Source organism: Bacillus sp. FJAT-14266 (assembly GCF_001719225.1).
GTDB classification, from domain to species: domain Bacteria; phylum Bacillota; class Bacilli; order Bacillales; family Bacillaceae; genus Bacillus; species Bacillus subtilis.
Genome location: NZ_CP017072.1, coordinates 3,604,602 through 3,631,443 on the forward strand (window position 1 = coordinate 3,604,602; position 26,842 = coordinate 3,631,443).

General features: G+C 40.9%; 22 protein-coding genes and 2 pseudogenes. 8 read left to right on the forward strand and 16 right to left on the reverse strand.

Annotation, left to right across the window (positions count from 1 at the left end; genetic code table 11):
* Position 1 precedes the first annotated feature (1 nt).
* The 4 genes from BGM23_RS18625 to BGM23_RS18640 all read left to right on the forward strand — a co-directional run bounded on the left by BGM23_RS18625 (position 2) and on the right by BGM23_RS18640 (position 2,459).
* Positions 2–991: a DUF4003 domain-containing protein gene (locus tag BGM23_RS18625; RefSeq protein WP_026009853.1), complete on the forward strand. Its 990-nt coding sequence runs from the start codon at positions 2–4 to the stop codon at positions 989–991.
* 12 nt (positions 992–1,003) lie between these two features.
* Positions 1,004–1,819, forward strand: coding sequence for an alpha/beta fold hydrolase (locus BGM23_RS18630; RefSeq protein WP_019712790.1), 816 nt, complete (start codon positions 1,004–1,006; stop codon positions 1,817–1,819).
* Positions 1,820–1,901: 82 nt separating this feature from the next.
* Positions 1,902–2,111 (forward strand): cold-shock protein, encoded by a 210-nt coding sequence (locus tag BGM23_RS18635; RefSeq protein ID WP_003234008.1) that lies wholly within the window; start codon positions 1,902–1,904, stop codon positions 2,109–2,111.
* A 189-nt stretch (positions 2,112–2,300) separates the two neighbouring features.
* Positions 2,301–2,459, forward strand: a complete 159-nt coding sequence (locus BGM23_RS18640) for a hypothetical protein (RefSeq protein WP_019712789.1) — start codon at positions 2,301–2,303, stop codon at positions 2,457–2,459.
* Between the two features lie 33 nt (positions 2,460–2,492).
* On the opposite strand, the gene BGM23_RS18645 is transcribed toward BGM23_RS18640, so the two are convergent.
* The gene (locus BGM23_RS18645; RefSeq protein ID WP_019712788.1) at positions 2,493–3,539 is read right to left on the reverse strand and encodes a PD40 domain-containing protein; all 1,047 of its coding nucleotides are present in this window, start codon (positions 3,537–3,539) and stop codon (positions 2,493–2,495) included.
* Positions 3,540–3,604: 65 nt separating this feature from the next.
* Positions 3,605–3,976 carry a cell wall metabolism protein WalM gene (walM, locus tag BGM23_RS18650; protein WP_003234013.1) on the reverse strand — a complete coding sequence of 124 codons (372 nt, stop codon included), beginning with the start codon at positions 3,974–3,976 and terminating at the stop codon, positions 3,605–3,607.
* A gap of 437 nt (positions 3,977–4,413) precedes the next feature.
* Between walM and bdhA the strand changes: the two genes are divergently transcribed.
* Entirely contained in the window at positions 4,414–5,454 is a 1,041-nt protein-coding gene (gene bdhA / locus BGM23_RS18655; protein ID WP_003234015.1) for a (R,R)-butanediol dehydrogenase, read from the forward strand.
* A gap of 47 nt (positions 5,455–5,501) precedes the next feature.
* Here the strand turns inward: bdhA and iolT are convergent, their stop codons facing one another.
* Positions 5,502–6,923: a myo-inositol transporter IolT gene (iolT, locus tag BGM23_RS18660; RefSeq protein WP_019712787.1), complete on the reverse strand. Its 1,422-nt coding sequence runs from the start codon at positions 6,921–6,923 to the stop codon at positions 5,502–5,504.
* A 584-nt stretch (positions 6,924–7,507) separates the two neighbouring features.
* On the opposite strand from iolT, the gene BGM23_RS18665 reads away from it, so the two are divergent.
* Complete coding sequence (locus BGM23_RS18665) at positions 7,508–8,533, forward strand: potassium channel family protein (protein ID WP_046664342.1); 1,026 nt, start codon at positions 7,508–7,510, stop codon at positions 8,531–8,533.
* Positions 8,534–8,580: 47 nt separating this feature from the next.
* On the opposite strand, the gene BGM23_RS18670 is transcribed toward BGM23_RS18665, so the two are convergent.
* The 7 genes from BGM23_RS18670 to gutB all read right to left on the reverse strand — a co-directional run bounded on the left by BGM23_RS18670 (position 8,581) and on the right by gutB (position 15,899).
* A complete protein-coding gene (locus BGM23_RS18670) occupies positions 8,581–9,552 on the reverse strand; it encodes an SPFH domain-containing protein (RefSeq protein WP_046664343.1) in 972 nt (323 codons plus the stop codon).
* Positions 9,553–9,582: 30 nt separating this feature from the next.
* Positions 9,583–10,347 carry a TPM domain-containing protein gene (locus BGM23_RS18675; protein ID WP_046664344.1) on the reverse strand — a complete coding sequence of 255 codons (765 nt, stop codon included), beginning with the start codon at positions 10,345–10,347 and terminating at the stop codon, positions 9,583–9,585.
* On the reverse strand, positions 10,347–11,372 hold the full coding sequence (locus BGM23_RS18680) for a TFIIB-type zinc ribbon-containing protein (RefSeq protein WP_046664345.1): 1,026 nt from the start codon (positions 11,370–11,372) through the stop codon (positions 10,347–10,349). The genes BGM23_RS18675 and BGM23_RS18680 overlap by 1 nt, the downstream gene beginning before the upstream one ends.
* A gap of 65 nt (positions 11,373–11,437) precedes the next feature.
* On the reverse strand, positions 11,438–12,121 hold the full coding sequence (locus tag BGM23_RS18685) for a PspA/IM30 family protein (protein WP_015252672.1): 684 nt from the start codon (positions 12,119–12,121) through the stop codon (positions 11,438–11,440).
* A gap of 194 nt (positions 12,122–12,315) precedes the next feature.
* The gene (locus BGM23_RS18690) at positions 12,316–13,278 is read right to left on the reverse strand and encodes a carbohydrate kinase family protein (protein ID WP_029726586.1); all 963 of its coding nucleotides are present in this window, start codon (positions 13,276–13,278) and stop codon (positions 12,316–12,318) included.
* A gap of 94 nt (positions 13,279–13,372) precedes the next feature.
* Complete coding sequence (locus BGM23_RS18695) at positions 13,373–14,764, reverse strand: MFS transporter (RefSeq protein ID WP_029726587.1); 1,392 nt, start codon at positions 14,762–14,764, stop codon at positions 13,373–13,375.
* 73 nt (positions 14,765–14,837) lie between these two features.
* Positions 14,838–15,899, reverse strand: coding sequence for a sorbitol dehydrogenase (gutB, locus tag BGM23_RS18700; RefSeq protein WP_015715423.1), 1,062 nt, complete (start codon positions 15,897–15,899; stop codon positions 14,838–14,840).
* A 201-nt stretch (positions 15,900–16,100) separates the two neighbouring features.
* Between gutB and gutR the strand changes: the two genes are divergently transcribed.
* Positions 16,101–18,590, forward strand: coding sequence for a glucitol operon transcriptional regulator GutR (gene gutR, locus BGM23_RS18705; protein ID WP_046664346.1), 2,490 nt, complete (start codon positions 16,101–16,103; stop codon positions 18,588–18,590).
* Positions 18,591–18,695: 105 nt separating this feature from the next.
* Here the strand turns inward: gutR and BGM23_RS21605 are convergent.
* The 5 genes and pseudogenes from BGM23_RS21605 to ydiR form a co-directional block, all read right to left on the reverse strand.
* Positions 18,696–19,214 (reverse strand): annotated as a pseudogene (locus BGM23_RS21605) (alpha/beta hydrolase); the annotation flags it as partial.
* A gap of 214 nt (positions 19,215–19,428) precedes the next feature.
* Positions 19,429–19,764: a hypothetical protein gene (locus tag BGM23_RS18715; protein WP_010886428.1), complete on the reverse strand. Its 336-nt coding sequence runs from the start codon at positions 19,762–19,764 to the stop codon at positions 19,429–19,431.
* Positions 19,765–20,337: 573 nt separating this feature from the next.
* Positions 20,338–21,735 (reverse strand): type-2 restriction-modification system enconuclease BsuRC, encoded by a 1,398-nt coding sequence (locus BGM23_RS18720; protein ID WP_003234050.1) that lies wholly within the window; start codon positions 21,733–21,735, stop codon positions 20,338–20,340.
* A gap of 2 nt (positions 21,736–21,737) precedes the next feature.
* On the reverse strand, positions 21,738–22,769 hold the full coding sequence (gene bsuRB / locus BGM23_RS18725; protein ID WP_003234052.1) for a type-2 restriction-modification system deoxyribonuclease BsuRB: 1,032 nt from the start codon (positions 22,767–22,769) through the stop codon (positions 21,738–21,740).
* 31 nt (positions 22,770–22,800) lie between these two features.
* Positions 22,801–23,742 carry a type-2 restriction-modification system endonuclease BsuRA gene (gene ydiR, locus BGM23_RS18730; RefSeq protein WP_003244216.1) on the reverse strand — a complete coding sequence of 314 codons (942 nt, stop codon included), beginning with the start codon at positions 23,740–23,742 and terminating at the stop codon, positions 22,801–22,803.
* A gap of 290 nt (positions 23,743–24,032) precedes the next feature.
* On the opposite strand from ydiR, the pseudogene BGM23_RS21955 reads away from it, so the two are divergent.
* Positions 24,033–25,573: pseudogene (locus BGM23_RS21955) on the forward strand (phospho-sugar mutase).
* A gap of 95 nt (positions 25,574–25,668) precedes the next feature.
* Here BGM23_RS21955 and BGM23_RS18750 read toward each other — a convergent pair.
* Positions 25,669–26,838 carry a type-2 restriction-modification system methylase BsuMB gene (locus BGM23_RS18750; protein ID WP_003242904.1) on the reverse strand — a complete coding sequence of 390 codons (1,170 nt, stop codon included), beginning with the start codon at positions 26,836–26,838 and terminating at the stop codon, positions 25,669–25,671.
* Positions 26,839–26,842 lie beyond the last annotated feature (4 nt).

The following is a 26,842-nucleotide window of genomic DNA, read 5'->3' on the forward strand; positions in this document are numbered from 1 at the left end:
TATGCTGACACACGACCTACATGAAAAAATAAAGCAATACATTTCCATTTATGCTGAATTAAAATCAAAATTAAAATGGAAAGTTTCACACGATCAGATATTAATGCTCATTTCTTCTGCATATATTGTGAATAAAAGAGAGTTTGATTTTCAGCGCTTTTATGATTTGAGCAGCTATATCAAATCAAACATCGGCAGCTTCTCAACACTCAATTCACACCACCGCTTTACTGTTGCATCTATTCTGGACATTCATTTTCAGCATAAGGCAAAACAAACATTTCATACTTTCATCGATGTATACAATGAAATGGTGAAGCTAGGATATAAGCGGGATATGTTCACATACCTTTCCGCTCTGATCTTGCTCACCGGCAAATCTGAAACGACAAACCAAAAAGAACAGATGAACATGGGGCTAGCAGTTTATCAGCAGATGAAGAAAAATCATTATTTCCTCACTTCAACTCAGAATGTTCCGCTTGCCATACTGCTTGGAGAAAACGAAAAAGGTTTGCAGGCGCTACAGAAGGCGGAAACATGCTATCAGCTGCTGGCAGCCAACGGCTTTAAAAAAGGACAGTACTTACATCAGGTCAGCCATATTCTGGCCTTGCAAAGTGAAAAAGAGCCCGAAATGCTTGTTTCCGCTTGCAAACAGATATATCAATCGATCACTGAATCTGTCAAAAAACCAAAGGATTATCATTATCCAGACCTTGCTCTCCTCACATTTCTGGAAGAGCCAGATATCAAAACGGTTTTGTGCATCACTGACGAATTAAACCAGGAAAAAGCTTTTAAATGGCAAAAGGAAATGAATTTTAAAATTGCTGTCAGCCTCTATCTCAGTGAGCATATGGAGAAAAATCTGCTGATGGAATCAGGACTATACACCGCTATCGAAACAGCCATTCAAGCGCAGCAGGCAGCCGCGACAGCTGTCATCATCAGCTCAACAGCAGCCAGCCATACTCATGATGGAAACTAAAGGAGGAGAAACATGCCATACATCACATTAGAAGATCAGACACGCCTTTACTATGAAACACACGGGAGAGGGACGCCGATCCTGTTTATACATGGGGTGCTGATGAGCGGACAATTTTTCCACAAACAATTTTCGGCACTTTCTGCCAATTATCAATGTATTCGTCTTGATCTTAGAGGACACGGCGAATCTGACAAAGTGCTTCACGGCCACACCATTTCCCAATATGCACGTGACATAAGGGAATTTCTAAATGCAATGGAGCTTGACCATGTCGTTCTTGCCGGCTGGTCAATGGGCGCTTTTGTCGTATGGGATTATCTCAATCAATTTGGGAATGATAATATTCAAGCCGCTGTGATCATCGATCAATCCGCTTCCGACTATCAATGGGAGGGCTGGGAACACGGTCCATTTGATTTTGACGGCTTAAAAACAGCGATGCACGCCATTCAAACTGACCCGCTGCCTTTCTACGAAAGCTTCATCCAAAATATGTTCGCAGAACCGCCTGCCGAGACCGAAACAGAATGGATGCTGGCAGAAATCCTCAAACAGCCGGCTGCCATTTCTAGCACGATTTTATTTAACCAAACGGCCGCTGATTACCGGGGCACCCTCCAAAACATCAATGTGCCGACATTGATGTGCTTCGGGGAAGACAAGAAATTTTTCTCTACAGCAGCTGGGGAACACTTGCGGAGCAATATTCCAAACGCGACACTCGTTACCTTTCCTAAAAGCAGCCATTGCCCGTTTTTAGAAGAGCCAGATGCTTTTAACAGCACACTCCTCTCCTTTTTAGATGGGGTTATTGGAAAGTCATAAAGAAAAAGGAATTAGGAGATTAGGGAAAAGTATGAGACAATAAGAAATGTGCAGTAAAATACATGAGGGAAGAAGTGACTTTATGTCTTACTATAACAAACGAAATCAAGAACCGCTGCCAAAAGAAGATGTGAGTACTTGGGAATGCACAAAAGAAGACTGTAATGGCTGGACCCGAAAAAACTTCGCCAGCAGTGATACGCCATTGTGCCCTTTGTGCGGAAGTAAAATGGTCGACGGCATCCGTTCATTAGTGAATCTCCAAAACAACAGCCAAACGAAAACAAGCTAGTTCTTCCCTATAACAAATGCAGTCTCCTGCAAGCAAACAAACTCCGAACGGAGACAAAATTCTATATTTCAGAATAAAAACCTCTCATTGCAAGAGGCCAAATACGAAGAAAGAAGCCCAAAACTGTAAACGTTTAGGGCTTTTTTGTCTGTTTTAATGGTATAATATGGATATAAGAGGAGTGATAACGTGATCTCAAACCAGCAGCAAAAAGACTTGAAAAAAAGAGCTGCGTTCAAAAAGCTGAATGTTGCAATGAACTCATATGTTGAACTTCTGTTTTTGTCGGTACCTCTGATTCATATCGTTAAATGGCTCGGATCATTAGCTCTGCACCTCATCCATTAAAAAAGCCACTCAGCTCATGCCGAGTGGTTTTTATTAGTTAATCACAGAAAAGCTGTTGATGATGCCGTTTGGATTTTCCCATACTTTTTTGAAGGTCTTATTTTCAAGGCTATAGGAATAAATCGTCCGCACCTTAGCTTCACGCCCTGTTTCGTCCTTCAGCTTTTTAGCCCCCTTAGCTTCGGCAAGAAAATAAATGTTCTTTCCATCCTTAGAGAACTGAGGCTGTGCGTCAATTAACAGCTTAAATGATTTTTGATTTGAGATGATGCTTTCATACTTTTTCGTATCCGCATTGAGCATCTGAATAGAAGCGGTTTGCTCCGTTCCTTTCTGCGTATATGATGTGAATAAAATACGTTTATCATCATCAGAAACAGCAATATCGCTGATAAATTGGTTCAGGCTTTTCAGCTCATTAAATTTATGTTGACGGCCTTCCGCAAAATGAATCGTTGTCGGTTCAGGGTCGATGCCCTTTTCGTTTGCTTCATCTGTTTTCTTGTAGTCTTCTTCTACAGAATAATGAAGCAATGCAAATGAATCGTTTTTTTGGTTATAAAAGAAGCTGCTGACGGTGTCATCCTGATCATTAGCGGCAGGATAAAGATTTTTATACTTTTTCGTCTTCAGATCAAAAGCGGCGATCCGAAAATTGCTTTGGTCCGCTTTTCCTAAGCGGAAATAGATGGTTGAACGGTCCTTTGATAAAAATAAACTGTCCGCACTCTCCGCGCCTTTATAAAGCATCGTTTTTTTATGAGACTTCAGATCCAATTTAAAAAGCCTCATTTCATTCTGTTCATTATTGCCCGTATAATAGAGCACCTGCTGTTTTTGATCCAAGGCAAATGCCGGATAGCTGGTCAGCTTCTCCTCATGGATCACCTTGTCATTTTCATAATACTTTGTCAGCAGATCCGTATCTGTAATTGAAACCAGCAGCTCATCACCGCTTTCGGTATTGACTGAAACATCAGCAGCCTTCTCATGGCCTTTATCCTTTGCAACATAAAACGCAACCCCCGCGGCAGCTGCCGCTATTATCACTGCTAACAATAATATGATTCTTTTTTTCATCTTTTATCTCCACCAATAGAAAAAGCAAGAATGTGACTTCTTGCTTTCCAGATTATATATGTACATTAATAGCTGTAATGCCCCGCTACTTTACCTTTGCTTAATGGATATCCAAGCGCTTTAAACGCTTTAGGGCTAACATCCAGCACTGCATTAGGCATTCTGCCAACATCATTTTTATAAACCGTAATCACCTTTTTAGGCTTCGCTTTTGCATAAGCTCTGATTTTTGTCCCGTTTCTAGGAACATCAAATCCGATTTTGGTCGCACAATCCCAATGTCCAAGTTTCTTACCTGAAGAGCCTTTTTTCCCGACTCCATTATACCAAGTAATATTTCCGTTCACATGTTTCGCACTGGCATCTGATGAAAAACTAAAAGCTCCCAAAGTACTTCCTACTAAGATAAAAGCGGCTAAAATGACTTTCTTCAACATTTCGTCCCCCTGTTTGTTAACATCTAGGAAGATTATACACGATCAACCAGCTATTTTTTATTTCAATATCCTTACAGTAATGTTACAAAGTCAAAAAGTTACCTCTGCTAAATTAAACCATGGAAGATTATCCTATTATAATAGCGGTATTAGCGTTATAATTATTGATAGAGTAGTTGTCGCATTCAATATGAACGAACCATTACCGTATTGTTCAAACCAAATTCATAGCTATGTAAACGATTGATACTCTCATATAAAGAAAAAAGAGTGTGCGAGACCCTTTTTTCTTTAAAGTTTCTTTTTTTCAAAAAAACGTAGATTATATTATATAAAAATTTCATTTCTTTTTTGGTTTTAAAAATGGCGATTTTGTGAACAGTTCATATTGACCGGTGCGGAATTACTCACATCAAAAGTTATAGGAGTGGTAATCCATGAAGGCAGCAAGATGGCATAACCAAAAGGATATCCGTATTGAACATATCGAAGAGCCAAAAACGGAGCCGGGAAAAGTAAAGATCAAAGTCAAATGGTGCGGCATCTGCGGAAGTGATTTACACGAATATCTGGGCGGCCCGATCTTTATTCCGGTTGACAAACCGCACCCATTAACAAATGAAACGGCACCAGTCACAATGGGGCATGAATTCTCCGGTGAAGTTGTCGAAGTCGGAGAAGGCGTTGAAAATTATAAGGTTGGAGACCGCGTTGTAGTCGAGCCGATTTTTGCTACACACGGCCACCAAGGCGCCTACAACCTTGATGAACAAATGGGATTCCTCGGCTTAGCCGGCGGAGGCGGCGGTTTCTCTGAATACGTCTCTGTGGATGAAGAGCTTTTGTTCAAACTTCCTGATGAATTATCATATGAACAAGGCGCGCTCGTTGAACCTTCTGCAGTTGCTCTATACGCTGTCCGCTCAAGCAAACTCAAAGCAGGCGACAAAGCGGCTGTATTCGGCTGCGGCCCGATCGGACTTCTTGTCATTGAAGCGCTGAAGGCTGCCGGTGCAACTGATATTTACGCTGTTGAGCTTTCTCCTGAACGCCAGCAAAAAGCTGAGGAGCTTGGCGCGATCATCGTTGATCCGTCTAAAACAGACGATGTAGTCGCTGAGATTGCAGAACGTACAGGAGGCGGTGTTGACGTAGCATTCGAAGTCACTGGTGTCCCAGTGGTGTTACGACAAGCCATCCAGTCCACTACAATTGCCGGTGAAACCGTCATCGTCAGCATTTGGGAAAAAGGTGCTGAAATCCATCCGAACGATATCGTAATCAAAGAACGTACAGTAAAAGGAATTATCGGATACCGCGACATCTTCCCGGCTGTATTGTCATTAATGAAAGAAGGCTATTTCTCAGCCGACAAACTCGTAACGAAAAAAATCGTACTAGATGATTTGATCGAGGAAGGCTTCGGGGCTCTTATTAAAGAGAAAAGCCAAGTCAAAATCCTTGTCAGACCTAACTAATTTGAAACCAAAAAGAATCCGCACTCGGGTGCGGATTCTTTTTTTAATTATCCAATCACTTCAGCCCCAGAATCCTTCTTTGCCCCGCCGTGATCATAAGCGCGGAAGTTTTCCTCCAGCTGCTCAAGCGAAAGACCTTTCGTTTCCGGTAAAAACTTCTTCACAAACAGGACTGAGCAAATTCCTAATCCAACGAAGATAAAGAACGTTGTGGACAGCCCGATAGCTGCCAGCAATATCGGAAACGTGAAACTGACTGCAAAATTCACCATCCACAGACAGAATACCGTAACACCCATTCCCAGTCCGCGAAGGCGAAGCGGGAAAATTTCAGATAGCATCAGCCAAGTCACTGGTGAAATGGCGCCCTGCTGAAAAGCAAGAAATGTGACCGTTAATGACAGGACTACATACGGAAGTGCCGGTGATCCTTCAAGTACAAGTGAGAATATCCCGATTAGCAATAATGCTGTTGTCGTACCGATCAAGCCTGTCATCAGCATCGGCCGGCGCCCCACTCTTCCCAGCAGCCAGATTCCGACGAATGTTGCCAATACCGAAATCACGCCATTCGCAATATTTCCGATTAAAGCGGCTTCCGTTTGGAAACCGGAATTTCTTAGAATTTCAGTCCCATAATACATAATCGAATTTACACCTGTAATTTGCTGTACAATCGCAATCCCTAATCCAATAAACACAATACGGCGCACCCATGGGACTGAAAGATCTTTAAATGTCGCTTTTTCAAGCTGATCTTCTTTTTTGAAAGCGAATTCAATTTCTTGCAGCTCAGCTGCTGCCCGTTTTTCATCCCTGATTTTTTTCAATACACGTAAAGCATCTTCTTTTCTTCCTTTAGAAACAAGCCAGCGGGGACTCTCGGGCATTCTGATCATGCCGAAAAACAGGAACAAGGCTGGAAGTGACGCAATGACCAGCATAAACCTCCACACATGGGAGTTGTCTCCCATTGTTGTTCCAAGGATCGCATTAAAAACAAAGGCCAAAAGCTGTCCTGATACAATCATCAATTCGTTCTGCGTCACCATCCGTCCCCTGCTTTCCACAGGAGACATCTCTGCTAAATAGGCAGGCACCGTTACGGATGCACCCCCAACCGCAATACCGAGCACAAAACGGGAAATAATCATGACCGTAACATTTGGAGCAAACGTACACCCAATCGTTGAAATAAAAAATATAACAGCGAGGAACAAAATATTTTTGCGGCGGCCGTTAAAATCAGACATCCTGCCGCCAAACACAGCACCCAGTGCCGCTCCAAAAAGAAGTGAACTGGTGACAAGGCCCTCTGTGAAGGCATTGAGATTAAGCTGATCCGGCTCTCCCATATACGGCAAAGCTCCATTGAGCACACCGGTATCATAGCCAAAAAGAAGCCCGCCGAAAGTGGAGACTAAAATAATTGTACGTAAAAATGACATTTGATTGCCTTGTTTATTCATACTGTTTCCCCCAGTCTTTTTCAAAATGCGTATGTCAAAAACTTATTCCAGGGCTGCTGCCTTCCTCACATTTCGTAAGCAGGCTTCAGAAAATAGTTATTCATGTTTTTATCCAATAACCTCATAACCTTCCCTTCTTCTTAGCATGTCAGTCCCAATGGAAGCGATTTCATTTCTAGCTAAAAGAGCAATGGTCATTTCTTTGTGCATAACCTTGTAAATTTGGCATTTAATAGTCACTTGATAGTTCAATTGTAGTGATATGATAGTGACATTTTTGTTATATCTGATATTATCATAATTATAAAAACGCTTTCAGTCAATATAAATTTCTGAAAATTTTTTACTCTATAAAAGGAAAATCACCAATTCAAGGGGAAAATGGACGTTTTTCTTCATGAAAGTGTGTGAATCAAGTCAAAAATCCTGTGATTTTCTATTCATATCGATAAATGAGTAAGTTTTGGGTAACTTCACCTGTTTTTCTCTGTAAAATCAAACATTCGTTCAATTGTTTCAGACTCAAGATAAAAGGAAATAGAAAAGAAAAATAAAAGAAGGCTGGCTTAAGGGAGGCAACCAAAATGAATGAGGGTTATATCATTGCAGGCCTTTTATTATTGACAGCGGGGATGATTGATTTTTTATGGACCACGTTATGGTTAGAGAGCGGTGCAGGCCCGATCACAAGATGCCTGTCTGCCTGGCTGTGGAAGGGCTGCCGCAAAATCAGCGGTGACCACGCAAAGGTTCTAAGTATGGCTGGTCCTCTGCTGTTATGCCTGACGTTAGTGATATGGATCAGTCTGTTTTGGGGCGGGTGGGTTTTGATTTACTCGAGTGACCCTCACTCACTTATGGAAACTCAATCAAAAGAACCGGCTTCCTGGTCAGACCGAATTTATTTTTCCGGCTATGTCATGTTTACATTAGGAAATGGCGACCTCGCTCCGAACGGAGGCCTATGGAAGCTTGTCACGATTATTGAAACAGCTCAAGGACTGCTTACCATCACGTTTTCTGTCACGTATTTGATTTCCGTCTTGAGTGCGGTTAATCAAAAACGCTCCTTTGCCCAAAGTGTATTAAGTCTAGGGCATGACGGAACAGAAATCGTCCATAATGCATGGAATGGCAAAGATTTTCACGACATTGATATTCTTCTTGTCGCTGCCTCATCAGAACTGGGAAAGCTGACCGCTCAGCATAACGCCTTCCCCATCCTTCATTTTTACCACAGCACGCAGCATCAGGAATCATCCATTATAGCTGTTGCTGTATTGGATGAGGCTCTAACCATTTTCAAATACGGTATTCCTGAACAATATCAGCCGAATCAGCTTCATATCAAAGAAGCGCGCTCAAGTATCAAAAACTATCTGGATACCGTTCATACTGCCTATATCCATCCTGCAGAACAAGCGCCGCCGGAACCAGACATCTCAAAGCTTCAACAATCAGGCATACCGGCTTTATCAAAGCAAACATTTCAAATTGCCGTCAATTCAATAAAGGAACGTCGTCAATTGCTGCTGGGAATTATCCAAGCGGGTGCTCGAAAATGGCCTGTTCAGGAGCAAGCAATAGGTAACGCTTATTCTCCTAAATAAAAAAGTCCGGAGTGTCTGATCACTCCGGACTTTTCACTGTATGATTCTTATACAAGCTTCTGGCCGCAATTCGGACAAAAATTGGCTTCACCCGTTTTTATTCCGCAGTTTGGACAGAAATTCGGTTTGCTTCCGCTGCCAGTTGACTGTGGGCCTGATGACTGTGCCTGCTGATTCTGATTCATTTGGCTCATCATCTGATTGGCCATATTCATTCCCATCATCATTCCAGCCATATCCGAAGCCGCTCCGCCTCCGCTCATCTTTCCGGATGCCATTCCATCCGTCATTGATATTTGCTGGTATCTGTTCACATCCCCAACCATACCGTAGGAAGCGTTCTTTGTAATCATATCTTGAACCTCTTGAGGATAATTAAAGCTCATGATTTGAAAACCAGTGACCGTCATCCCGTCGCTTATTAATTGCATATCTAAGTCCTCTTGAATTCCCTTGGCAATATCAAAAGCGTTTGCTTGAAGATTAAACATATCTTTCCCTTCTCTTGTGATCCACTTCATGAGAAGCTGATCCAGAATAGAAATGATACGGGTTTTAATATCCTCTACAAAATATTGATCTTTCACGCCAGCGATTTTATCAATCAGGCTGATATAGTCCTGCACCTTGAAATTAAATGTGCCGTTTGCGCGAATGGGCATCCCGCCTGGCATTCCCGCTGCCGGAATATTTATCGCCTGTTTTGTTCCCCATCTTACGGTAAATTCCTTCGTATTGACAAACAGCACCTCAGCTCGCATGCCGCTGTTAAAGCCAAACTTAAAGCCCTTTAACGTTGAAAGGAATGGAATAATTTCTGATTCAATATCATAATCGCCATCATCTTGAAAGACTCCTTCAACCCGCCCATTGTTCAAAAAGACAGCATCCTGTCCGGGACGAATGATTAAACGGCTCCCTTTTTTGATTTCACGATTGTTCCATTTATAAAAAATCATATCATCTCTAAATTCTTCCCACTCTACTACATTCGCTAATTGATTTCTGAAAAACGACATTACGCCTCTCCCTTTCTCTATTTCTTACATTTAAAAACTGCCCCGGCTCCCACTGTATGACGTGCCGCCTTTCGTAACACCGCCATCGCTGCCGCTGTCTTTATCTGATGGTTTTCTTTCTCTTGTTACAGTCGTTCTAATATAAGTGTCGTATTGATCAATCACATCAGACGTACGCTGATCCATATATGTATTTCCATTAACCGTTACTTTGCCGCCTGCATGATAAAGCATGATTGAAACCGCAATTCCCCCGACTGCGATGGCAGCAATCAGCTGAAACCACCATGTAAAGAATATGTTGTCGGGGTTTACTCCCGGTTTTATGCCCATATCTTTATAGGAAAGCTGAATATATGTCTCAAAAGCTTTAAAATAATTTTCATTGGATAAATCAGATGAAATCGTATTTCTGATGCTATTGAGCCTGCTGTTGTCCAAACACTGTTCGGCTTTTTTGAAGCCTGCGATAAACACTTCTCTGTTTGTCATATCAATCGTCAGAATAGCTGTACTGCCTTTTCCGTAACGATCATAAAAATTGCCGGTATAGTCTGCAATATCTTCACCGTTTGTGCTTTTGGTCGTAATAATGATGAAATCAGTGTCTCTCTTTGCACCCAGCTCTGTCGAGAGAGATTCAAGTTTTCCGATCTCCGTTTTTGACAATAGATGAGCGCGATCGTACACATGCTGCTGTGATTCAGTGGCTCTTGCCGCTTCGATACCCAGTAAAGGCATCATGATGAAAACAGCCAGCACAACAAAGATCGCTTTTCCAAAAAATCTACGCATCAAAATCCGCCTCCCATCATCAATGAGACGAGCTTCAACGCAAGAAATGTCCCGCCTGCTATTCCGCTAAACCATGCCGCCACTTTTCCTCGACTGATCGGCGGCTTTCCAACAACCTTTCCTGTTTGCCCGTTCATCGCAAAGATATGCTCCGCTCTTTCATAATCGTAACTGACCATCCAAACAGGAAGCAAAACGTAAAAGCTGTTCACATTTTTCGTGTGAATATGTTTGTCCTTCACATTGACTGACGTATATCCGGAAAAAGTAGAATGGATGTATGAATCTATATAACTGCTGATTTTCTCTTTTGCCCTCGGAAAAAGCTCCTCATCGGTATAATTGTACTTTTCCGCAATATAACCGGCCAAATATGCCATTTGAAAGTCCTTCAGCTCTTCGTATGAATAAGGCTCCAATTTGTCCATTAATTCGTCTTTCATTTTTTCAGAGGCATCGACAGGGATTTTCAAATAATCGAGATTGATATCACGAAACGCTTCAAAGTGCTCTGTTTCCGTGCAAATATAATCCCCTTCTTCATATTGATGGACTCTGGTACAGTTTGCTCTCACCTGTACTTCACTATTTAAATCAAACATCCAAAATGGAATATACATGCCGGTGATGCTTTTGATACGATCAGCAGACATGAAACCTCTTGGTGTCAGAAGGCCTTTTTTGCACCACTTTCGAAATGCCTGCTCCGCTTCTTGCTTGCTGATTGTAAATGGAATGACCTTCGCCGGCGCCAAATGTCCTGATAAACGATCGGCAAGTATTGCAGCACCTCCGCAGAAGCTGCACGTCGTTGCTGTCGTTTCAGCTTCCGTGATCAAAATGGCACCGCAGTTTTCACATTGATATTCTTTTGCTTCATCATCAGAAAACCGTGCCGCAATGTTTTCTTTCGGAAGGCTTTCAATATTGTCCTGTCTTCCGCAGCTGCTGCAGGATAACGAGCCGGTTTCACTGTCAAATGCCATATCACTGCCGCAGTTCGGACACTTATAAGATATTATCATTACCGTTCCCTCTCACATCTTATGATAAAATAACGCCGCAGCCGAAAGCTGCGGCCTCCTATGTATTACTTATCGAGCATCATTTTCGCTTTTAACGCCGCAAGTTCATCATCAACCTGGCTTGAACCGCCAGTGTCATACTTTGCAGTCAGATCAGCCATATCATCCTGCGGAGCGCTGTTCAGTTCAGCCATTGCATTGGCCTGATCAAGTGCCTTATTTACTTTGTCCTCCATTCGGCCGAATGCAGACATTGATTGGCTTGTACTTGAAACAGAACCGCCTAGTTTGTTCATTCTTTCTTGCGTTTTCGCTACTGCCCACTTCGCCTTGATCATATTTTTGCGTGCTTCCAGCTCTCCAATGTCAGATACCAATTTGTCATGCATCTTTCGCATCTGTGCGGCATTGGTTGCAGCAATTTGATTCGCCGCCTGCAGCTCAGAAAGCTTTGATTCCAAAGATGTTTTTCTTTCAAGGAACTTTCTCGCATCGCCCTCATTCCCGGCTTGCAGCGCCTTCATTGCATAGCTTTCCATCTTTTCCATATCCGCCTGGCATTCGTGATATTCTCTTTTTGCTCTCTGCTCCTCGGCCATAACAGCTGCTGTTTCTGCCTTAACCTTAGCCAAATCGCTATTCATGTTTCTTAAATATTGATCTGCCATTTTCTCCGGATTTTCAGCCTTGTCCAATAAAGCATTGATATTCGCAGACATAATATCTTTAAATCTTCCAATTATACTCATCATATCGTTCCTCCTAAAGCTATTCGGTAACCCTTGTTACATATACTATTTATTATCGTTAAAAGTTTCACTTTTTTAATAAAAAATGACATTTCAAACGAAAAATATACAACTTTTTACCTGAACAAAAATGTAAGTAATAAAAAAAGATGCCCCCAAAAGTCCAAAGACTTTCAAGAGACATCTTCAATGATTTACAAAGAAACTTCAATCTCATCCATGCTTGGCAGTGCATCAATCGCTCCAATTTTAGTGCAGACAAGAGCTCCGACCTTATTGGCAAACGCCACAATCTCACGCAGTTTCACAAAATCAGCATCTACAGATTGAATCTGATCCGTGTTTGCCAATTGATATAAAGCCGCACCGACAAAAGCATCTCCCGCCCCTGTTGAGTCAATTGATGTCACAGGAATGCTTGGAATGATTTCACGGTCTTTTCCATTGGAAAGAAGCGTTCCGCTTTTCCCAAGTGTCACAGCGACAATGTTGGCTCCGATCTCATGAAGGATCGCAACTCCCTTTTCATGATCCTTCACACCGCTTATAATCTCAAGCTCCTCGTCACTGACTTTCACAAAATCACTTACAGCGATCGCTTTTTTCGCAACACTTACAAACTCTGAGACTCTTCCCCTCCATAAATCTTCACGGTAGTTAGGGTCAAACGAAATAAACTGTCCATTGTCTTTCGCAATCGACATCAGCCGTAAATAGGCTGAGCAAAACGGATCCGATAACAGTGCCGTCGCAGAGCCGAAATGAAGAATTTTCGCTTCGTTTAGTTTTTCCTGGTCAATATCCTCCAGCGTAAACAAAGCGTCCGCGCCTCTATTAAAAACAAAGTCACGCTCTCCATTTTGTTTTAATGAAACAAAAGCAAGCGTTGTAGGCGCTTTCTCATCCATGACAAGCATTGAGGTATCCACCTGTACAGCGTCCAATGTTTGCTTGAGAAAATACCCAAACGGATCCTTGCCTACTTTTCCGCTGAAAGCGGCGTCTCCGCCCAGCTTGGCAATCGCTGCTGACACATTCGCCGGTGCACCCCCGGCACTTTTCAAGAAATGGCGCCCTTCCTTTAAATCAACGTCGACATCGGTACAAAAGAAATCAATTAACAATTCTCCAATACAAACTACAGAATGACTACGCATATTATCACACTCATTTATAAAGTCTAGATTACAGTCTCAGTATATTACTTTCTGCCATAAATACAACATTGAATATTAAAAATTTTACATATATTTATCTCGCAGACCTTTGCTCCAGCTCAGAGATGATGTGTTTATATCTTTTTTCCGTTAAAGGATAGAAGGCGATAAGAATAATAGAAAGCAAAATGAAAAATCCCGGAATCAAAGCATTCATATTTTTAATCGCATTCAATGACGCAACTGTCTGGTCTGTATTCGCCACATACCCGGCGATTCCTAAATAGATGGCCGAAAATGACCCGGCCAACGCCACACCCAGCTTATTGATAAAGCTCATGCTCGAAATCACCACACCATCCGCGCGAATTCCGGTTTTCCATTCCGCATAATCGACACAATCCGCAACCATTCCCCAAGCAAGCGTATTTAAAGGCGTTGTGAAAAATCCCGAAGCGAAAAGCCAAATGAAAATGAGTGGAATTGAAGAATACGGCGTAAAATGCAGGCCGGCATAAGAAATAAGCGATAGAGCTGCCGTGATGATCATGACTTGTTTTCTGCCCCACTTCTCAGAAAAGAAAGGAATAAACAAATTACTGATCAGCGCTGCCCCGAAAAATAAAACGGTGCCCATAAACACGAACTCTTTATGGTTGACGTTATACGTAAAATAATACACCATCGTGCTGAGCTTAATATTAAACCCGATCGCAAAAGCCAAAAATGATGAAATTAACATAAGCAAGGGTTTATTTCGGAATAAAACGGATAACGTCTTTTTGATCCCTTGTTTTTTTCTCTTTTTAGGCTGAATTCGCTCCCGTACAGTAAAGAAACTAAATAGATTCAAAACGATGCTGACAGCCGCATAGATGAGCGCCGTCATCTGAAATCCAAACGCCTGATCCTCTCCTCCGATAGCAGTTGCAAGCGGTGTCGCACAGGAAATGGATAAAAGAATGCCGATATACACCAAAATCATCCGGGTTGTGGTTAGAACCGTCCGTTCCTCCACCGAATTCGTCATCCGCCCCGTTAAGCTGTTCACCGGGATCGTTTGCATACTAAAGGACATCCCAAGCAGAATATAAGTGACATACGCATATACCATATTTCCGGTCTCACCGAAATGAGGCGTCGTGAAACATAAGAATGTGAATAGCGCAAAAGGAAATGCCACCCACAGCAAATAGGGCCTTGCTTTTCCCCACCTTGTATTCGTTTTATCTAAAATCAATCCCATGATCGGGTCAAAAATAGCATCCAGCACACGCACAACAAGAAACAAAGTTGCGATCACCGCAGGCTGAATGCCGCCGACGTCTGTATAATAGAATAATAAGTATGCGTTTACAAACTGAAAGATAATATTATACGACATATCGCCGAATCCATAGCCGATTCGTTCAAACCAGGACAGTCCGGTACTCGATTTTGACTGATGCTTCACTTTCATTGCCGTTACTTTTTCTGTTTCAATCATCATTTCCCACCCCAAGAATCCGTTTTCATTTCCAGTAAACAAGAGGGAGAATACGAAGATCCTCCCTGTTCACTCAGCGATTTGGATACACCATCACTTTTAAACATTCATTCTTAAATTGAAGCGCCCGCTCCATCGCATCTTGCGTCTGCTCCAGCGAATATTGGTCCGTTACTAGATGCTTCGTGTCCACAATGCCTGAAGCAAGAAATTCGATTCCCTTTGGATACGTATTGGCATAACGGAAGATCCCGTAAATATCAATCTCATTATCCGCAATAAACGGCACGTTGAGCGGAATCTCGTTCTGTGAAGGCAAACCGACAATCGCCAATTTTCCGCCCCGGCGCACAGAAGCCAGTGCGGATTGCAATGCCGCTGGATTCCCTGCTGTTTCCCAAGCAACATCAACGCCTCTATCATTCGTGATCGTTTTAATCTCTTCAAGTGCATCCTGTTCACGTATATTAATAATGTGAGTCGCTCCCATTTTTTTCGCAGCTTCTAACCGCAGCGGCTCTAAGTCGGTGACAATGATTGTGCCTGCCCCAAATGCTTTAGCTGCGGCAACAGCCATTAACCCAACAGGGCCCATCCCCATAATCGCAATCGTTGATCCGGGCTGTAGCTTCGTTCTGGCCGCCGCATGGATGCCGACAGAAAACGGCTCGATCAAAGCAGCATCTTCATAAGAAAGTGAGTCTGGGATTAAAAAAACAAAGTCCTGACGCATTTTAATATATTGGACAAACGCGCCGTCTACCGGCGGTGTAGCCAAAAACTGTACATCCGGGCAAAGATTATAGCGCCCTTCTTTGCACGCTTCACAGCGTCCGCACGTAACACCCGGCTCTACAGCGACGCGGTCTCCCACCTTGAATTGATCGACAGATGATCCGACAGCGGCAATTTCACCCGCACATTCATGCCCAAGGATAAATGGTTTTTCCACAACATAGTTGCCTATTCGGCCATTTGTATAGTAATGCAGATCAGATCCGCAAATTCCGACAGCCATCACCTTAATCAACACTTCATCATGATTGATATCAGGCACAGGCAATGTTTCAATTTTGATCTCTCTTGTGTTGTGCATAACAGCCGCTTTCATGTTTTGAGGTACTGTGTGAGTCATTTGGCAAGTTCCTTTCTTTAGAAAATAAAATGTAAGTGCATACATTTTTGTTTTCTCTGTTACTGCCCCCATTTTATCTGCTTTTCAACACGTTCAACAGCCTTTCCTGCTGTATAAAAGGACAGCGGCACTGTACTTTTATTTTTTCATATACAAAAAACGCTGGATTGATAAAATAGTACTAATAGGAGGTGCAGGCTTATGGCTGAACTTGAAAACCGAAAACAATTTGCACAACTGCTGGCACCTGGCGTCAAAACGCTAAAACTTCATCCTGATTATAAAATCAGAAGGAAAAAGAATGAAAAAACAGGACAGTCTTACATAGATAAAATCGCACTCCAGCTGGGAGTCTCCCCAAACACGATCAAAAGCTGGATCGGACAGATGGGAGCAAACTACATTCCCGGAAGAATCGACGACGGAAAACTGTTCGGAATGATCTGGATCATTCTCGAAAAGACCGACTTGGATATCGAGTGGTTGACCGACTTGCTGGAAGCCACCACTATCCCAGTCATCAAACCCGCATTGCCTGTATGGGCAGCATCCTGTTTGAAAAAAGCGAAAATACTGCGAAAAGACGGATTATTCGGGGCTCCGAGTGAAGACGAAATTGAAAATGTAGTAAAACGGCTGTTTCATGACAGACCCGGCCATGAAACGAATGCGCTTACAGAACAGCCTATCACTCATAATTTACCCTCACGCTGGTCCGGACGCTTTATCGGACGCAGCTTTGATATGGAAGCGATACGGCAATGGATGCTTTCTCCGTCACCAGTCTGTTTAATCACCGGCTGGGCTGGTATGGGTAAAACCACAATCGCTCTTGAAGCAGCCTATTCCTGTGTCGACGATACTTCAGATTGGCCGGCGTTCAACAGTATCATTTGGGTCAGCGCTGATTGGAAAGGATTGAGCTTTAGCGATTTTTTAAATACGATCGCCTATCAGCTCGGACGCACAGAACAAATCGATAAATCAATCAATGAAAAACGGTTTGTCGTCCGCAATGCGTTAGCCAATTACACTAGTGAAAAACCGATCCTGCTGATCGTTGACAGCATTGATACTGCAGAACGTGACATTCATGAATTTATCACCAGCCTTCCGCAAGGCGTAAAAGTTCTCCTCACAGCGCGGGAAAACGTAAAGCAAACTTATCGGGAAAGCTTCGGAGAAATGACAGCTATTCAGCTGAGCGGCCTTAACCAAACAGATGCCTTGAAATTTTTCCAGCAAGAAGTGCACCGCTGCTTACAAACATGCAACCTCCCACATAAGCGGGAAAAGCTGGAGCAGCTGTTACATCTATCATCTGACCTGAAAAACGAATTCATTTCAGCGACTGCCGGAAACCCGAAAGCCATGGCACTCAGCATTGCCTATATGTCAGACGATGACATCCCCGCTCAGCAGCTGATTCATGAGCTTGGAAAAGCAGGCTACTCACTGCTGGAATTGTTTGAATTCCTCTTTGGCCGCACCTGGGATAGATGCAATGAAGATACGCGAAAGCTCTGGCAGACGCTTTGCTTTTTCAGCAAGCCGCCTGATGAAAAAAGCCTGGCGGCAGCAGCCGGATTAGACGCCCGCCGTTTTCATTACGCTATGGAACAAATGCGGTCATATGCGCTGATTCAGCCGGAACGAAGCCAAGGCAGGACACAATACTTAGCGCACCAAACCGTTGTCGCTTACGGAGAACAGCACTTGTCCGAACAGCACGAATATGAAAAAGAAGCCCGCAATCGCTGGGCGCACTATTATATTGATTATGCCGAAACCCATTTAAAGCGGGAACAGCCCAACTCTATCTATTGGAGCTACCTGCTGGGACGGAACTTAGATCAAATGAAACAAGAATGGCCAAACATCTTAAAGGTCATCCAATGGGCAAGTGAAACTGAACAAAAAGAAATCCTAATCGAACTCATCACCCGCATTAGCCATTTTCTAAGCAGAATCAACCTGCCCCTGCGAATCGAATACGGACGCAAAGCGGCCGACGCCGCCCATCACTTAGGCCAACACACACGAGAAGCGTACTTCCGAATCGACACCTCAGGCTGGGCATTGATGGAAGTCAATGATTTAGACGGAGCGCTTCAGCAAATAGAAGCCGGGCTGAAGATTCTTGAACAATCAGACGCTCACGATGCCTATGATCTAAAGGTTTGGGGACATGCACTCAAAGCAAGGCTGTTTTTAAAAGACGGGCAACAGGAAAAAGCAGAGACAATTTTAAACGAAATCGAAAATCAACCGATTTCCCCTACCATTCAACACAGAGTTCTATTGGTTCGCGGTGACTTAAGCTTTGCGAGAGGTTATCATGTAGAAGCCATTCAATTATACGAAGCGGCAAATGAAATCAGCTCCACATACGGCGGCGAAAAAACGATAGAAGCCTATTTCAATCTGGGTGTCGCTTACGTGAAATGTGATCAGTTTGAAAAAGCGGAAGAAGCCTTTGAGCAAATGCTCTATGACAAACATAACGCCAATCAAGTTGAACTGATCTACTATCACTACGGAATGGCGCAGCTGTTGTATCGTAAAGGAGAGAAAACGAAAGCGGTGGAATCTAATCAGAAGGCGATTCGTTTGATTGATTCGTGGGAGCCTGCGATTGGGATTCGGGGAGAGGTTGAACGATTAGCAAGGGCAACTAAAGAAAACGAGTAGTACGTAGTTCTGTCAGCAATCTCACTCAATTTCTTTATTATAAATAGGAAAGGCCAACTGAAGTCGCAGTTGGCCTTTCGTTTCTTATTAAAGTCTACAAATGTATCAAACCAGTTTTTCTCGTATAAAGGAAAGCGTATCATTTGCCAGCTTTTTGCGACAAAGAACAATACCGGAATGACCACAATTGTAGACATATCTTGTAGGTCTCCCCCAACTTTCCCATAAATAATCTGCATCTTTCAAGTCAATATATTGATCATGTTTAGCAGAAATCAGCAGTACGTTATCTTTATTAACTTTCGGCAAGGCTTGACTAGGATCTGTGATATCCCAATATTTTATTAACTCATTATAGGTCACACCATTTTGTTCTAATTCTTCTCTTATGTATTTACCTGGGATCGTGTTCCATATCGAATAAGAAAGGCGATTGGCATAAAAGATAGATACCACTACATCAATTTTCGATTCCAGGGTAGCAATTAGATTAGTAACCCATCCCCCAAGGCTTACTCCGACTATGATAACAGGCCCTTTTTTATTTGCTTTTATCCAGTGAATGAACGCCCGTAAATCTACAATAGCCTGTCTTGTCGACTCAATTGTACGATCAATATTAACTAAGAATAAACAGAAAGGAAAGACTGATTTATCATGGTATATTCATTTAAAAGAGACCCTTTAGGATACTTAAGAATAGTTCTTCCAACAAGAACAGAACTAGAATACTTTTCCGATTTCATTGAAGATATTGTTTCAGTAGAGGAAGCTGATGAATACTTTAAATATTGTTCAAGAAGTATTGAATGGTTCTTCTGAAGAATATGAGATTCAATTAAACACCACTAGATTCATTCAAATCAATTGAAACATCAGCTATATTTGCACTGTAAAATTCCTCTCTATCATTGATATCGACTGTAAAAGCAGCAGAAAAATGTTTATCTATGCTTCTTTTTCTGTGTAAATCATATAAAGCCAAACGATCTATCATTTTTGAGACATGCACTATTAAGTCCTCCTTGATAATATCAGAGTTGATAATTAGGTTGTCTATCTCCATAGCGTCGGGACGGATTTTATTAAGGTACTGTTGGAAGAATCTAACTCCATCGACAGTGAATTTTTGGGGATCAGATGTCATTATTCTGTCGCTCTTTATATTTAACATAAAAGACGAGTTCCTTATTGCAAGGAAAACATCGTCTTTTAGCTAAAAAAGCAAAGAAGCACAAGATTTAACAGGATTCCTCTTTGACAGTGCTTTTCTAGGGGAAACAGTCTAAGAGTGGGTGGCACTACTTATTTAGATAACTGGGTCTTTTTTGTGTCGTATGAGAGTATACCAATAGGGTATCCTGTCTGCAATAGAGAGAGAAGCGGTCCATAAATGAAATGCCATGTAAGCTTGTACACACTACACATGTTTATTTATACATCAAAAAAGAAGCTTCTCACAAGTTCGGTGAACTCATGAGAAGCCTTGAAAATTTGCAAATGGCCAAAAGGGCATCAAAAATAAAAGTCCGTTGCCGACAAACCCCTGTTTATCAAGAGTTTTTTGTCGGTTTTACATCATGCAACCCATTCATTCCGACTAATAACAGTTGAAAATAGTATTAAAAAAACCAGCTCAAAATACTGTTTTTTAGACTTAACATTTAATGCTGATAAATATTTTTAAAACTATAGGAGGACAAAACCGAGGACAAGTATTATGTTATCGGCTTTTAACCTTCTAGAACTAATTTTTATCACTTAATCTTTTTGTAAACAAAAACATATTACCATACAATGTTGAAGTTATAACGCTATGTCGTTTTTTTGACTTATTAATTTCACTTACAAATTTAAATAAGTCATCAGTGGAAAATGTTTTATTTTCAAGATATAAGTTATAAACTTGTTCAGCAGAAATATAAACAAGAGTTACAGCGGCTATATCAAGAAAATCAAAATCAACAGAACCAAATACTTTAAAGGTATTGGTTGAATTAGAGGAAGGAAACAGAAAAGCATTATGTTTTGTTTTACCTCTGGACAGTTTTTCAAGTGCCTTATCATATAACAGCTGCTTAGTTATATCTTCAACCCCAGGATTCCCCTCCAGCTTTTTTCCGTCAAAATTTATATTATAATATTTAGCATCTAATATTAAAAAGTATTCTTTTGAACGGTATTCGAAAGCCTTAATAATATCGGGTTCTAGTGTTTTTTTCTCTTTATTAACCTCTATATCCGTAAAGTTAATCCAATTTGGCCTTGATATCTTTTTTACGTATTCATTAACATGGGAAAATACGGTCTTACATACTTCCTCCCATACTCTGTGAAAGTATTTTGTTCCATACAGAGAAAGAGTGGGTCGTTTAGAAAACTGATTCTCTTCCCTATCAATTGCGGTTTTCAATGCCTTTAACAATTTAACGTCACGATCAACATATGTGTTCACGATTTCTTTATTTATTACTGAGCCAAAAAAATCAGCGTAGTCCAAAATTTTCATACCATCACAGGATTTATCAAATTCTAGTCCCGTAAAACCTAAAATGACTCCGAAATCATTAAAATATTTACTTAAAGCCCATTTATGAATTTTAACTATCAAGTGATACTCGTCTTTTTGTACCACTTCATTATAAGTACTGAAATAATATGGAACTCCCTTTGAGAATACTGGGGTAATTTCATTAACTGTCTTACTCCAATCTATAATTCCTTCTCCATCAATTTCATATTCAGTAAATTTTTTTTGATAATACCCATTCAATGAGAAATCATTAAGCAAATAATCTGCTATCATAAAGTCGGAGACTTCATCACTATCTAGCTCCGATACGAAATAATCAGATTCCCGGCTTTTATTTAAACCTGAATATTTTTTAAAAATCTTCAGCAACTTATTAAACAAAGTCCGCTTTGAATGTTCATCTAAGTGCCTGTTACAGTATTTAGGCAAAATGAATATTACATTGCGCCCATTAGATATAACACCTACATAGTTAAATATTAAATCCCCACTAGAATCTTCATATAATATACCTTTACTTTTGAGTAAAGCTAAATTACCACCGAGTACACGTACAATCCTTTCTTTATTGTATTTTTGATCTTCAAAGAAGAACTTACTTGACTTATCCATAGTTAATCACTCACAAAAGACGAATCATCTATGTCAAAAGTAAAAATGTTATCCGAGCCATCATATTTTTCAATTAGCTCAGAGAAAGTACTAGCATTTAAAAAATCAATCGTTGGATTATGCTTGAAAACATCTTCCTTCAAATAATAAAGCAGTTTATTTTTAAATACATTCTGATTCCACAGTTCACTTTCTTTCAGGAAAAAAGGTCCAAGCAGCTTATCCTCTGGTACTTTTCCTTTAAGACGCTTATTAATAATGTCTCGGAAATCATTCCACATAATTACTTTATTATGACCTTTATATCTGAGGCTCAGCTTCCAAGAGTCCACTGCCTTTCTATACTTTTCCAACTCTAAATATTCAAATGACCACCTTCTCTTAAAAGCGGTATCGAGCGGTAAAACACCCTGATCCGCATTATTCATAGTTGCCCAAATAAAGAAATTGGATGGTAGCTTAATCATTTCATCTTTAATTCCGTTTCTCGCTAAATAATTCATAATGTCCGGCCCGAATGTAACAGGATAATCACTTTCACCGTTTTTATTTCTGTCTAATAATTGAAAAATATCACCAAAAACACTTGCTGCATTGGCACGATTAATTTCTTCGATAATTAATATAAAATTAGTGTATCTATTTTTCAGAGCTTTAATTAATACATCGATAAATGGGCCAGGAACAAATTGATAATCAATCATTGGCTCAAAGTTTTCCATCTTATCCCTAAAGTTTGAACTAAATATCTCTTCCTCACCGCTTAATTTTTTATATATAGGAACCGGTTTATAAGCACCTATAAATTGTCCATATGTATAACCAGGGAAAAAAGTAACTCGGGTGAATACATATGGATTATCACCAAAGATCTTTCCCACTTCCCTTTCTAGATAATTACTCTTCCCTGTTCCTGGTGCACCATAAATAATCCTATTCCTAGGAATACTGCGTAAAACGCTGAATTTTGGTAAAGTGCCTTTTTTCTTTTCTAGGCTCAATAATAAATCTGAAGTTTGTTTGGATATTTCCATCAGTTCATTTCCCCTATTTAAAGTTTATCGCTTAGTTATTTTCAAAGTCTTCCGGTAAGTCATCCGATGATGTAGTAGCGTTCTCATCAACAATGTCCCCAGATACAAATCCCTCACTTCCATTTTGGACATTTGGATGTAAGTCTAGAAATGAAATCAAATCTTGTTCAATATTTACAAACTTAAGCAGTGAATTCTTATCAACAGGTTCATTATATTTATGTTTTATCTTACACACCACAAGATTTTCAACGACTTCAATTACTTCCAGTCTGCGTGTGATAGCTGATGAACCATTAGTATGTGAAGCCGTCCAAATCATATCACCAATTCTATAGGTTTTGTCTTTATCTTCTACAAATTCCACAATAGAACCATCTTCCTCAATATCAAGGAAGACTACATAGCTCTTTGCACTTTCCTCATCTTCATTTTTAGCGCTTTTGTTATTTTCCTGGGCTGGGGATTGATTAGCTCGCGGGTATTCTTTGAGTTCAATTCCTGGAATCAATTCCTCAGCCTTTTCCTTTAATTCAAAATCGTTCTCGAAAACTAAGAATGCTAGCGGATACACTTTGGTTTCACCCTCAAATACTAAAAAAAGTAATATTCCGTCAAAAATCGTGCCCCTTTCTTCCCCGTTACAGAATTTAGATGAGGTTGTAATTGCACTATTTCTCGTTCTTATAATTAGTTCATCTAATTCCGAATCGTCCACAGAAGGTATAGAAATAAAAGCAACTGCCATCCGGGTATGTTTATTCCGTTGATTTCCTTGAGCAAACCGAGTGTCCAAATTGCTAATCCTTCTTGATGTTCCCGTTACATACACTTCATTTTCACCGATCAAGAAGGCTTCTGAAACAATCTTTCGTATTTCGTTATACTTACTAGTACTGGTACTAGATACTCCGGCAGGGTAATTCCCTAATAGAGTTTCATAAGCGTCCTCTAATCTTTTTATAAAAGTCATTGATTTTACCCCCATAAAATCACACAAGCTAATATGTATGTATTTTCTAATTAATATAATTGTATCATAATAAATAAAGAGGATGGAATTGTTTGAGAGACCAATTCAAATATCGAATTGGTACTGATTGGGGCTGTCGAAAAAGAAATTCCTCGCCACCATGATCTCATCAAATTTAGAGACAAAATAAAAAAAACCAACTATAACTAGACATAATCAGACAAGAGCACTCGATTTATGTCAGAAAGTCGTCGTTCGAAAACCTCTAGACTATATTATAATGAACAATAATGTTATTTTATTGTAGGTCAATCATAGGCTGGAAAAACAAAACAGAAAAATGGCTACAGTTTAGTCAACTTGCACCGAGCTAAAATCGGGGTTGGGTAAATCAGGAAGGAATGAGAAAGACCTGGAAGATGCTTTTTATAAGGAATTTGGGATATGGAACAGGAGGCATGCGCGGGGAAATTGGAGCTGGAACAAACCGGATGACATCTATACGTTAAGGAAAGTTTCTGCTGGGTTGGCGGCTTTTATAATGGAAGCCGCCAGGACACTGGCATCCAGCGCATACGTTTTCGAGTCATTAAGGCCTACAACCGTGTTAAGTTTGCAGTACGTCACCTTCATGGTTTTGCCGGTATTGTTGTGACTGCGAGCCATAACCCGCCTGAATACAATGGATATAAAGTTTATGGGCCAGATGGCGGCCAGCTTCCTCCTAGCAAAGGGCCTGATCAAAATATAGCGCAGAGGTGGACAAGGCATACCTTGAACTATTTCAGAAAACTCAAATATTTAAGATGAAACAGACATCAAGGTTGTATTTACGCCGCTTCATGGTACAGCAAATCTACTGCAATGGCCTTGGCGGCAATGAACTACAAGCATGTAGCGGTGGGAAAAGAACAGGAGCAGCCTGCCCTCTGTTTTCCACTATCACCAGTCCAAATGCTGAAGAACATGCCGCGTTTGAGCTGGCCATCAGGGAAGGCAGCAAATTGACGCCGATATTTAATTGCAACAGATCCCGATGCAGACAGGCTTGGAATTGCTGTTAAAAATGAAAATGGTGAGTATACGGTTTTAACCGGAAATCAAACCGAGCCACTTCTGCTCCACTATATCTTAACCCAAATAAAAAAGAAAGGAACACTTCCATCTAATGGGATCGTTCTTAAAACGATTGTTACCTCGGAGCTTGGGAGGGAAGTTGCAACCTCTTTCAGAGTCGAAACAATCGGTGTATTAACGGGATTTAAGTTCATTGCCAGAAAGATTAATGGCTACTACAAGACAGGAGAACATAATTTCCTCTTTGGGTACGAAGAGAGCTATGGCTATCTGATTGGCGACTTTGTCCGAGACAAGGATGCTGTTCAGACGGATGTCCTTGCAGTTGAGGTATGTGCTTACTATAAGAAAAAAGGATTTCACTATACGAAGCTCTCCTTAGTATTGAAGAATATGGCTACTTTCAGGAAGGCCTGCGCTCATTAACACTAAAGGGAAAAGAAGGGGCAGAACTGATTCAGCAGACCCTCGCTGCCTTCCGTTCTGAATTTGGCCAGCTTTGGTTCCGTCAAGGTTACCACTGTTGAGGATTACTTGACCGGAATCGAGAGACTGTGGAAGGCCCTGAGGAACTCATGGGGCCTTCCACAGTCAAATGTTCTTAAATGTTTTCTTGAAGTCGGATCCCTGGATGTGCCTGCGACTTTCAGGAACAGAACCAAAAATCAAATTCTACTTCAGGGTAGATGAAAGTCTTGCCGAGACCCGAAACCCCCAAAGAATTGAAAAGGAGTTTATGGAACTGGTCGAATAAAAGATGGAATAATGCAAAAAAAATTAAAGATAAAAAACGGAGCTGGTTTTATCCAGCTCCGATACTTTTTAGTATGCTCTCTTTAATGTGAAAAGTTAAACCTTTTGAAGTTGCCTATCCTTACAACGTTCTAACGAGTTAATAAATTCATCCGAATAATTTACATTTGTACACCTGGCTGCTCTACCTAAAAAACCGTTTAATGCCCTAGCAGATAAAGGTTTTAATGGATGATTTAAAAACTCTGAAATAGCTATTTGTTCTGTGTTTGCAACCCATTTTGATACGGGAACTTTATACTTTTTATCTCCGTACCCCCATGCTGCACTTGGCCAAGTCTTGGTCACTAATTCACCTTCAAAATCTGATATCGACCCTTTTGGCTGACTTAAGTTTTCACCAATCCATTTAGAAACCCTTACCGAAACAGCATTTCCCACCAATCTCCATCTGGCACCTTCTTTTATATCCTTACCTGTTTCAGTAGTGATATTTGTCCAATCTTCCGGGAATCCTTGTAGGCGCTCAGCATCCCTTATATTAATGGTCCCTACTATATCCTCGTAAGGAGACCAAACTGCAGGTGGAGAGGCTATACCTACAGACGATCCGCATTTTATAGGTGGAACTGCTTCACGTGCCCAGCCGACACCTCTTAACCCTTCCGTCCAATAAAAACCATAATAGTTGGAATGATCCACAACAGAAGGCTTTCCATCTAAATCTGGTTCTGAATGATCCTGTGAAAAAATCACATCTTTTGGATCTTCAAATAAAGAGGCTAACAAAATAACTCTATGTCTTCGTTGCGGTAAACCAAAACAACGAGCATCAACAGTTCGATATGCCCAAGTATAACCTAATTCAGAAAGGACAGATGTTAAATATGACATAGCTTTACCACGGTTTAACCTTAACATATATGGGACATTTTCAATTAGTATCCATGGAGGGCGATTTGCATGTTCTTTCTTTTCTATAAGTTCAAATAGTTTCTTAACTAAACCGGAGCGTGATCCGTCAATCCCTTCTTTACCTCCAGCTTGACTTAAATCTTGGCATGGAAACCCTGCCGCAACTAAATCACAGCTTGGTAACTCTCTAATTTCATTAATATCATCTTCTATCTTAACGCCAGGGAAGTTTTTTGATAAAACAGCTTTTGCCAAAGGATCAACCTCACAAAATATTTCTGTTGTATGTCCTGACTGATGAAGGCCAAGCTCTATTCCGCCTATGCCGGAGAATAAACTAACAACTTTCAAAGAT

What these genes read in the sequence shown, in the direction of transcription:
- BGM23_RS18625 (WP_026009853.1), top strand. Translation starts at nt 2, where the DNA reads ATGCTGACACACGACCTACATGAAAAAATAAAGCAATACATTTCCATT.
- BGM23_RS18630 (WP_019712790.1), top strand. Translation starts at nt 1,004, where the DNA reads ATGCCATACATCACATTAGAAGATCAGACACGCCTTTACTATGAAACA.
- BGM23_RS18635 (WP_003234008.1), top strand. Translation starts at nt 1,902, where the DNA reads ATGTCTTACTATAACAAACGAAATCAAGAACCGCTGCCAAAAGAAGAT.
- BGM23_RS18645 (WP_019712788.1), bottom strand. Translation starts at nt 3,539, where the DNA reads ATGAAAAAAAGAATCATATTATTGTTAGCAGTGATAATAGCGGCAGCT.
- walM (WP_003234013.1), bottom strand. Translation starts at nt 3,976, where the DNA reads ATGTTGAAGAAAGTCATTTTAGCCGCTTTTATCTTAGTAGGAAGTACT.
- bdhA (WP_003234015.1), top strand. Translation starts at nt 4,414, where the DNA reads ATGAAGGCAGCAAGATGGCATAACCAAAAGGATATCCGTATTGAACAT.
- iolT (WP_019712787.1), bottom strand. Translation starts at nt 6,923, where the DNA reads ATGAATAAACAAGGCAATCAAATGTCATTTTTACGTACAATTATTTTA.
- BGM23_RS18665 (WP_046664342.1), top strand. Translation starts at nt 7,508, where the DNA reads ATGAATGAGGGTTATATCATTGCAGGCCTTTTATTATTGACAGCGGGG.
- BGM23_RS18670 (WP_046664343.1), bottom strand. Translation starts at nt 9,552, where the DNA reads ATGTCGTTTTTCAGAAATCAATTAGCGAATGTAGTAGAGTGGGAAGAA.
- BGM23_RS18675 (WP_046664344.1), bottom strand. Translation starts at nt 10,347, where the DNA reads ATGCGTAGATTTTTTGGAAAAGCGATCTTTGTTGTGCTGGCTGTTTTC.
- BGM23_RS18680 (WP_046664345.1), bottom strand. Translation starts at nt 11,372, where the DNA reads ATGATAATATCTTATAAGTGTCCGAACTGCGGCAGTGATATGGCATTT.
- BGM23_RS18685 (WP_015252672.1), bottom strand. Translation starts at nt 12,121, where the DNA reads ATGAGTATAATTGGAAGATTTAAAGATATTATGTCTGCGAATATCAAT.
- BGM23_RS18690 (WP_029726586.1), bottom strand. Translation starts at nt 13,278, where the DNA reads ATGCGTAGTCATTCTGTAGTTTGTATTGGAGAATTGTTAATTGATTTC.
- BGM23_RS18695 (WP_029726587.1), bottom strand. Translation starts at nt 14,764, where the DNA reads ATGATTGAAACAGAAAAAGTAACGGCAATGAAAGTGAAGCATCAGTCA.
- gutB (WP_015715423.1), bottom strand. Translation starts at nt 15,899, where the DNA reads ATGACTCACACAGTACCTCAAAACATGAAAGCGGCTGTTATGCACAAC.
- gutR (WP_046664346.1), top strand. Translation starts at nt 16,101, where the DNA reads ATGGCTGAACTTGAAAACCGAAAACAATTTGCACAACTGCTGGCACCT.
- BGM23_RS18715 (WP_010886428.1), bottom strand. Translation starts at nt 19,764, where the DNA reads ATGTTAAATATAAAGAGCGACAGAATAATGACATCTGATCCCCAAAAA.
- BGM23_RS18720 (WP_003234050.1), bottom strand. Translation starts at nt 21,735, where the DNA reads ATGGATAAGTCAAGTAAGTTCTTCTTTGAAGATCAAAAATACAATAAA.
- bsuRB (WP_003234052.1), bottom strand. Translation starts at nt 22,769, where the DNA reads ATGGAAATATCCAAACAAACTTCAGATTTATTATTGAGCCTAGAAAAG.
- ydiR (WP_003244216.1), bottom strand. Translation starts at nt 23,742, where the DNA reads ATGACTTTTATAAAAAGATTAGAGGACGCTTATGAAACTCTATTAGGG.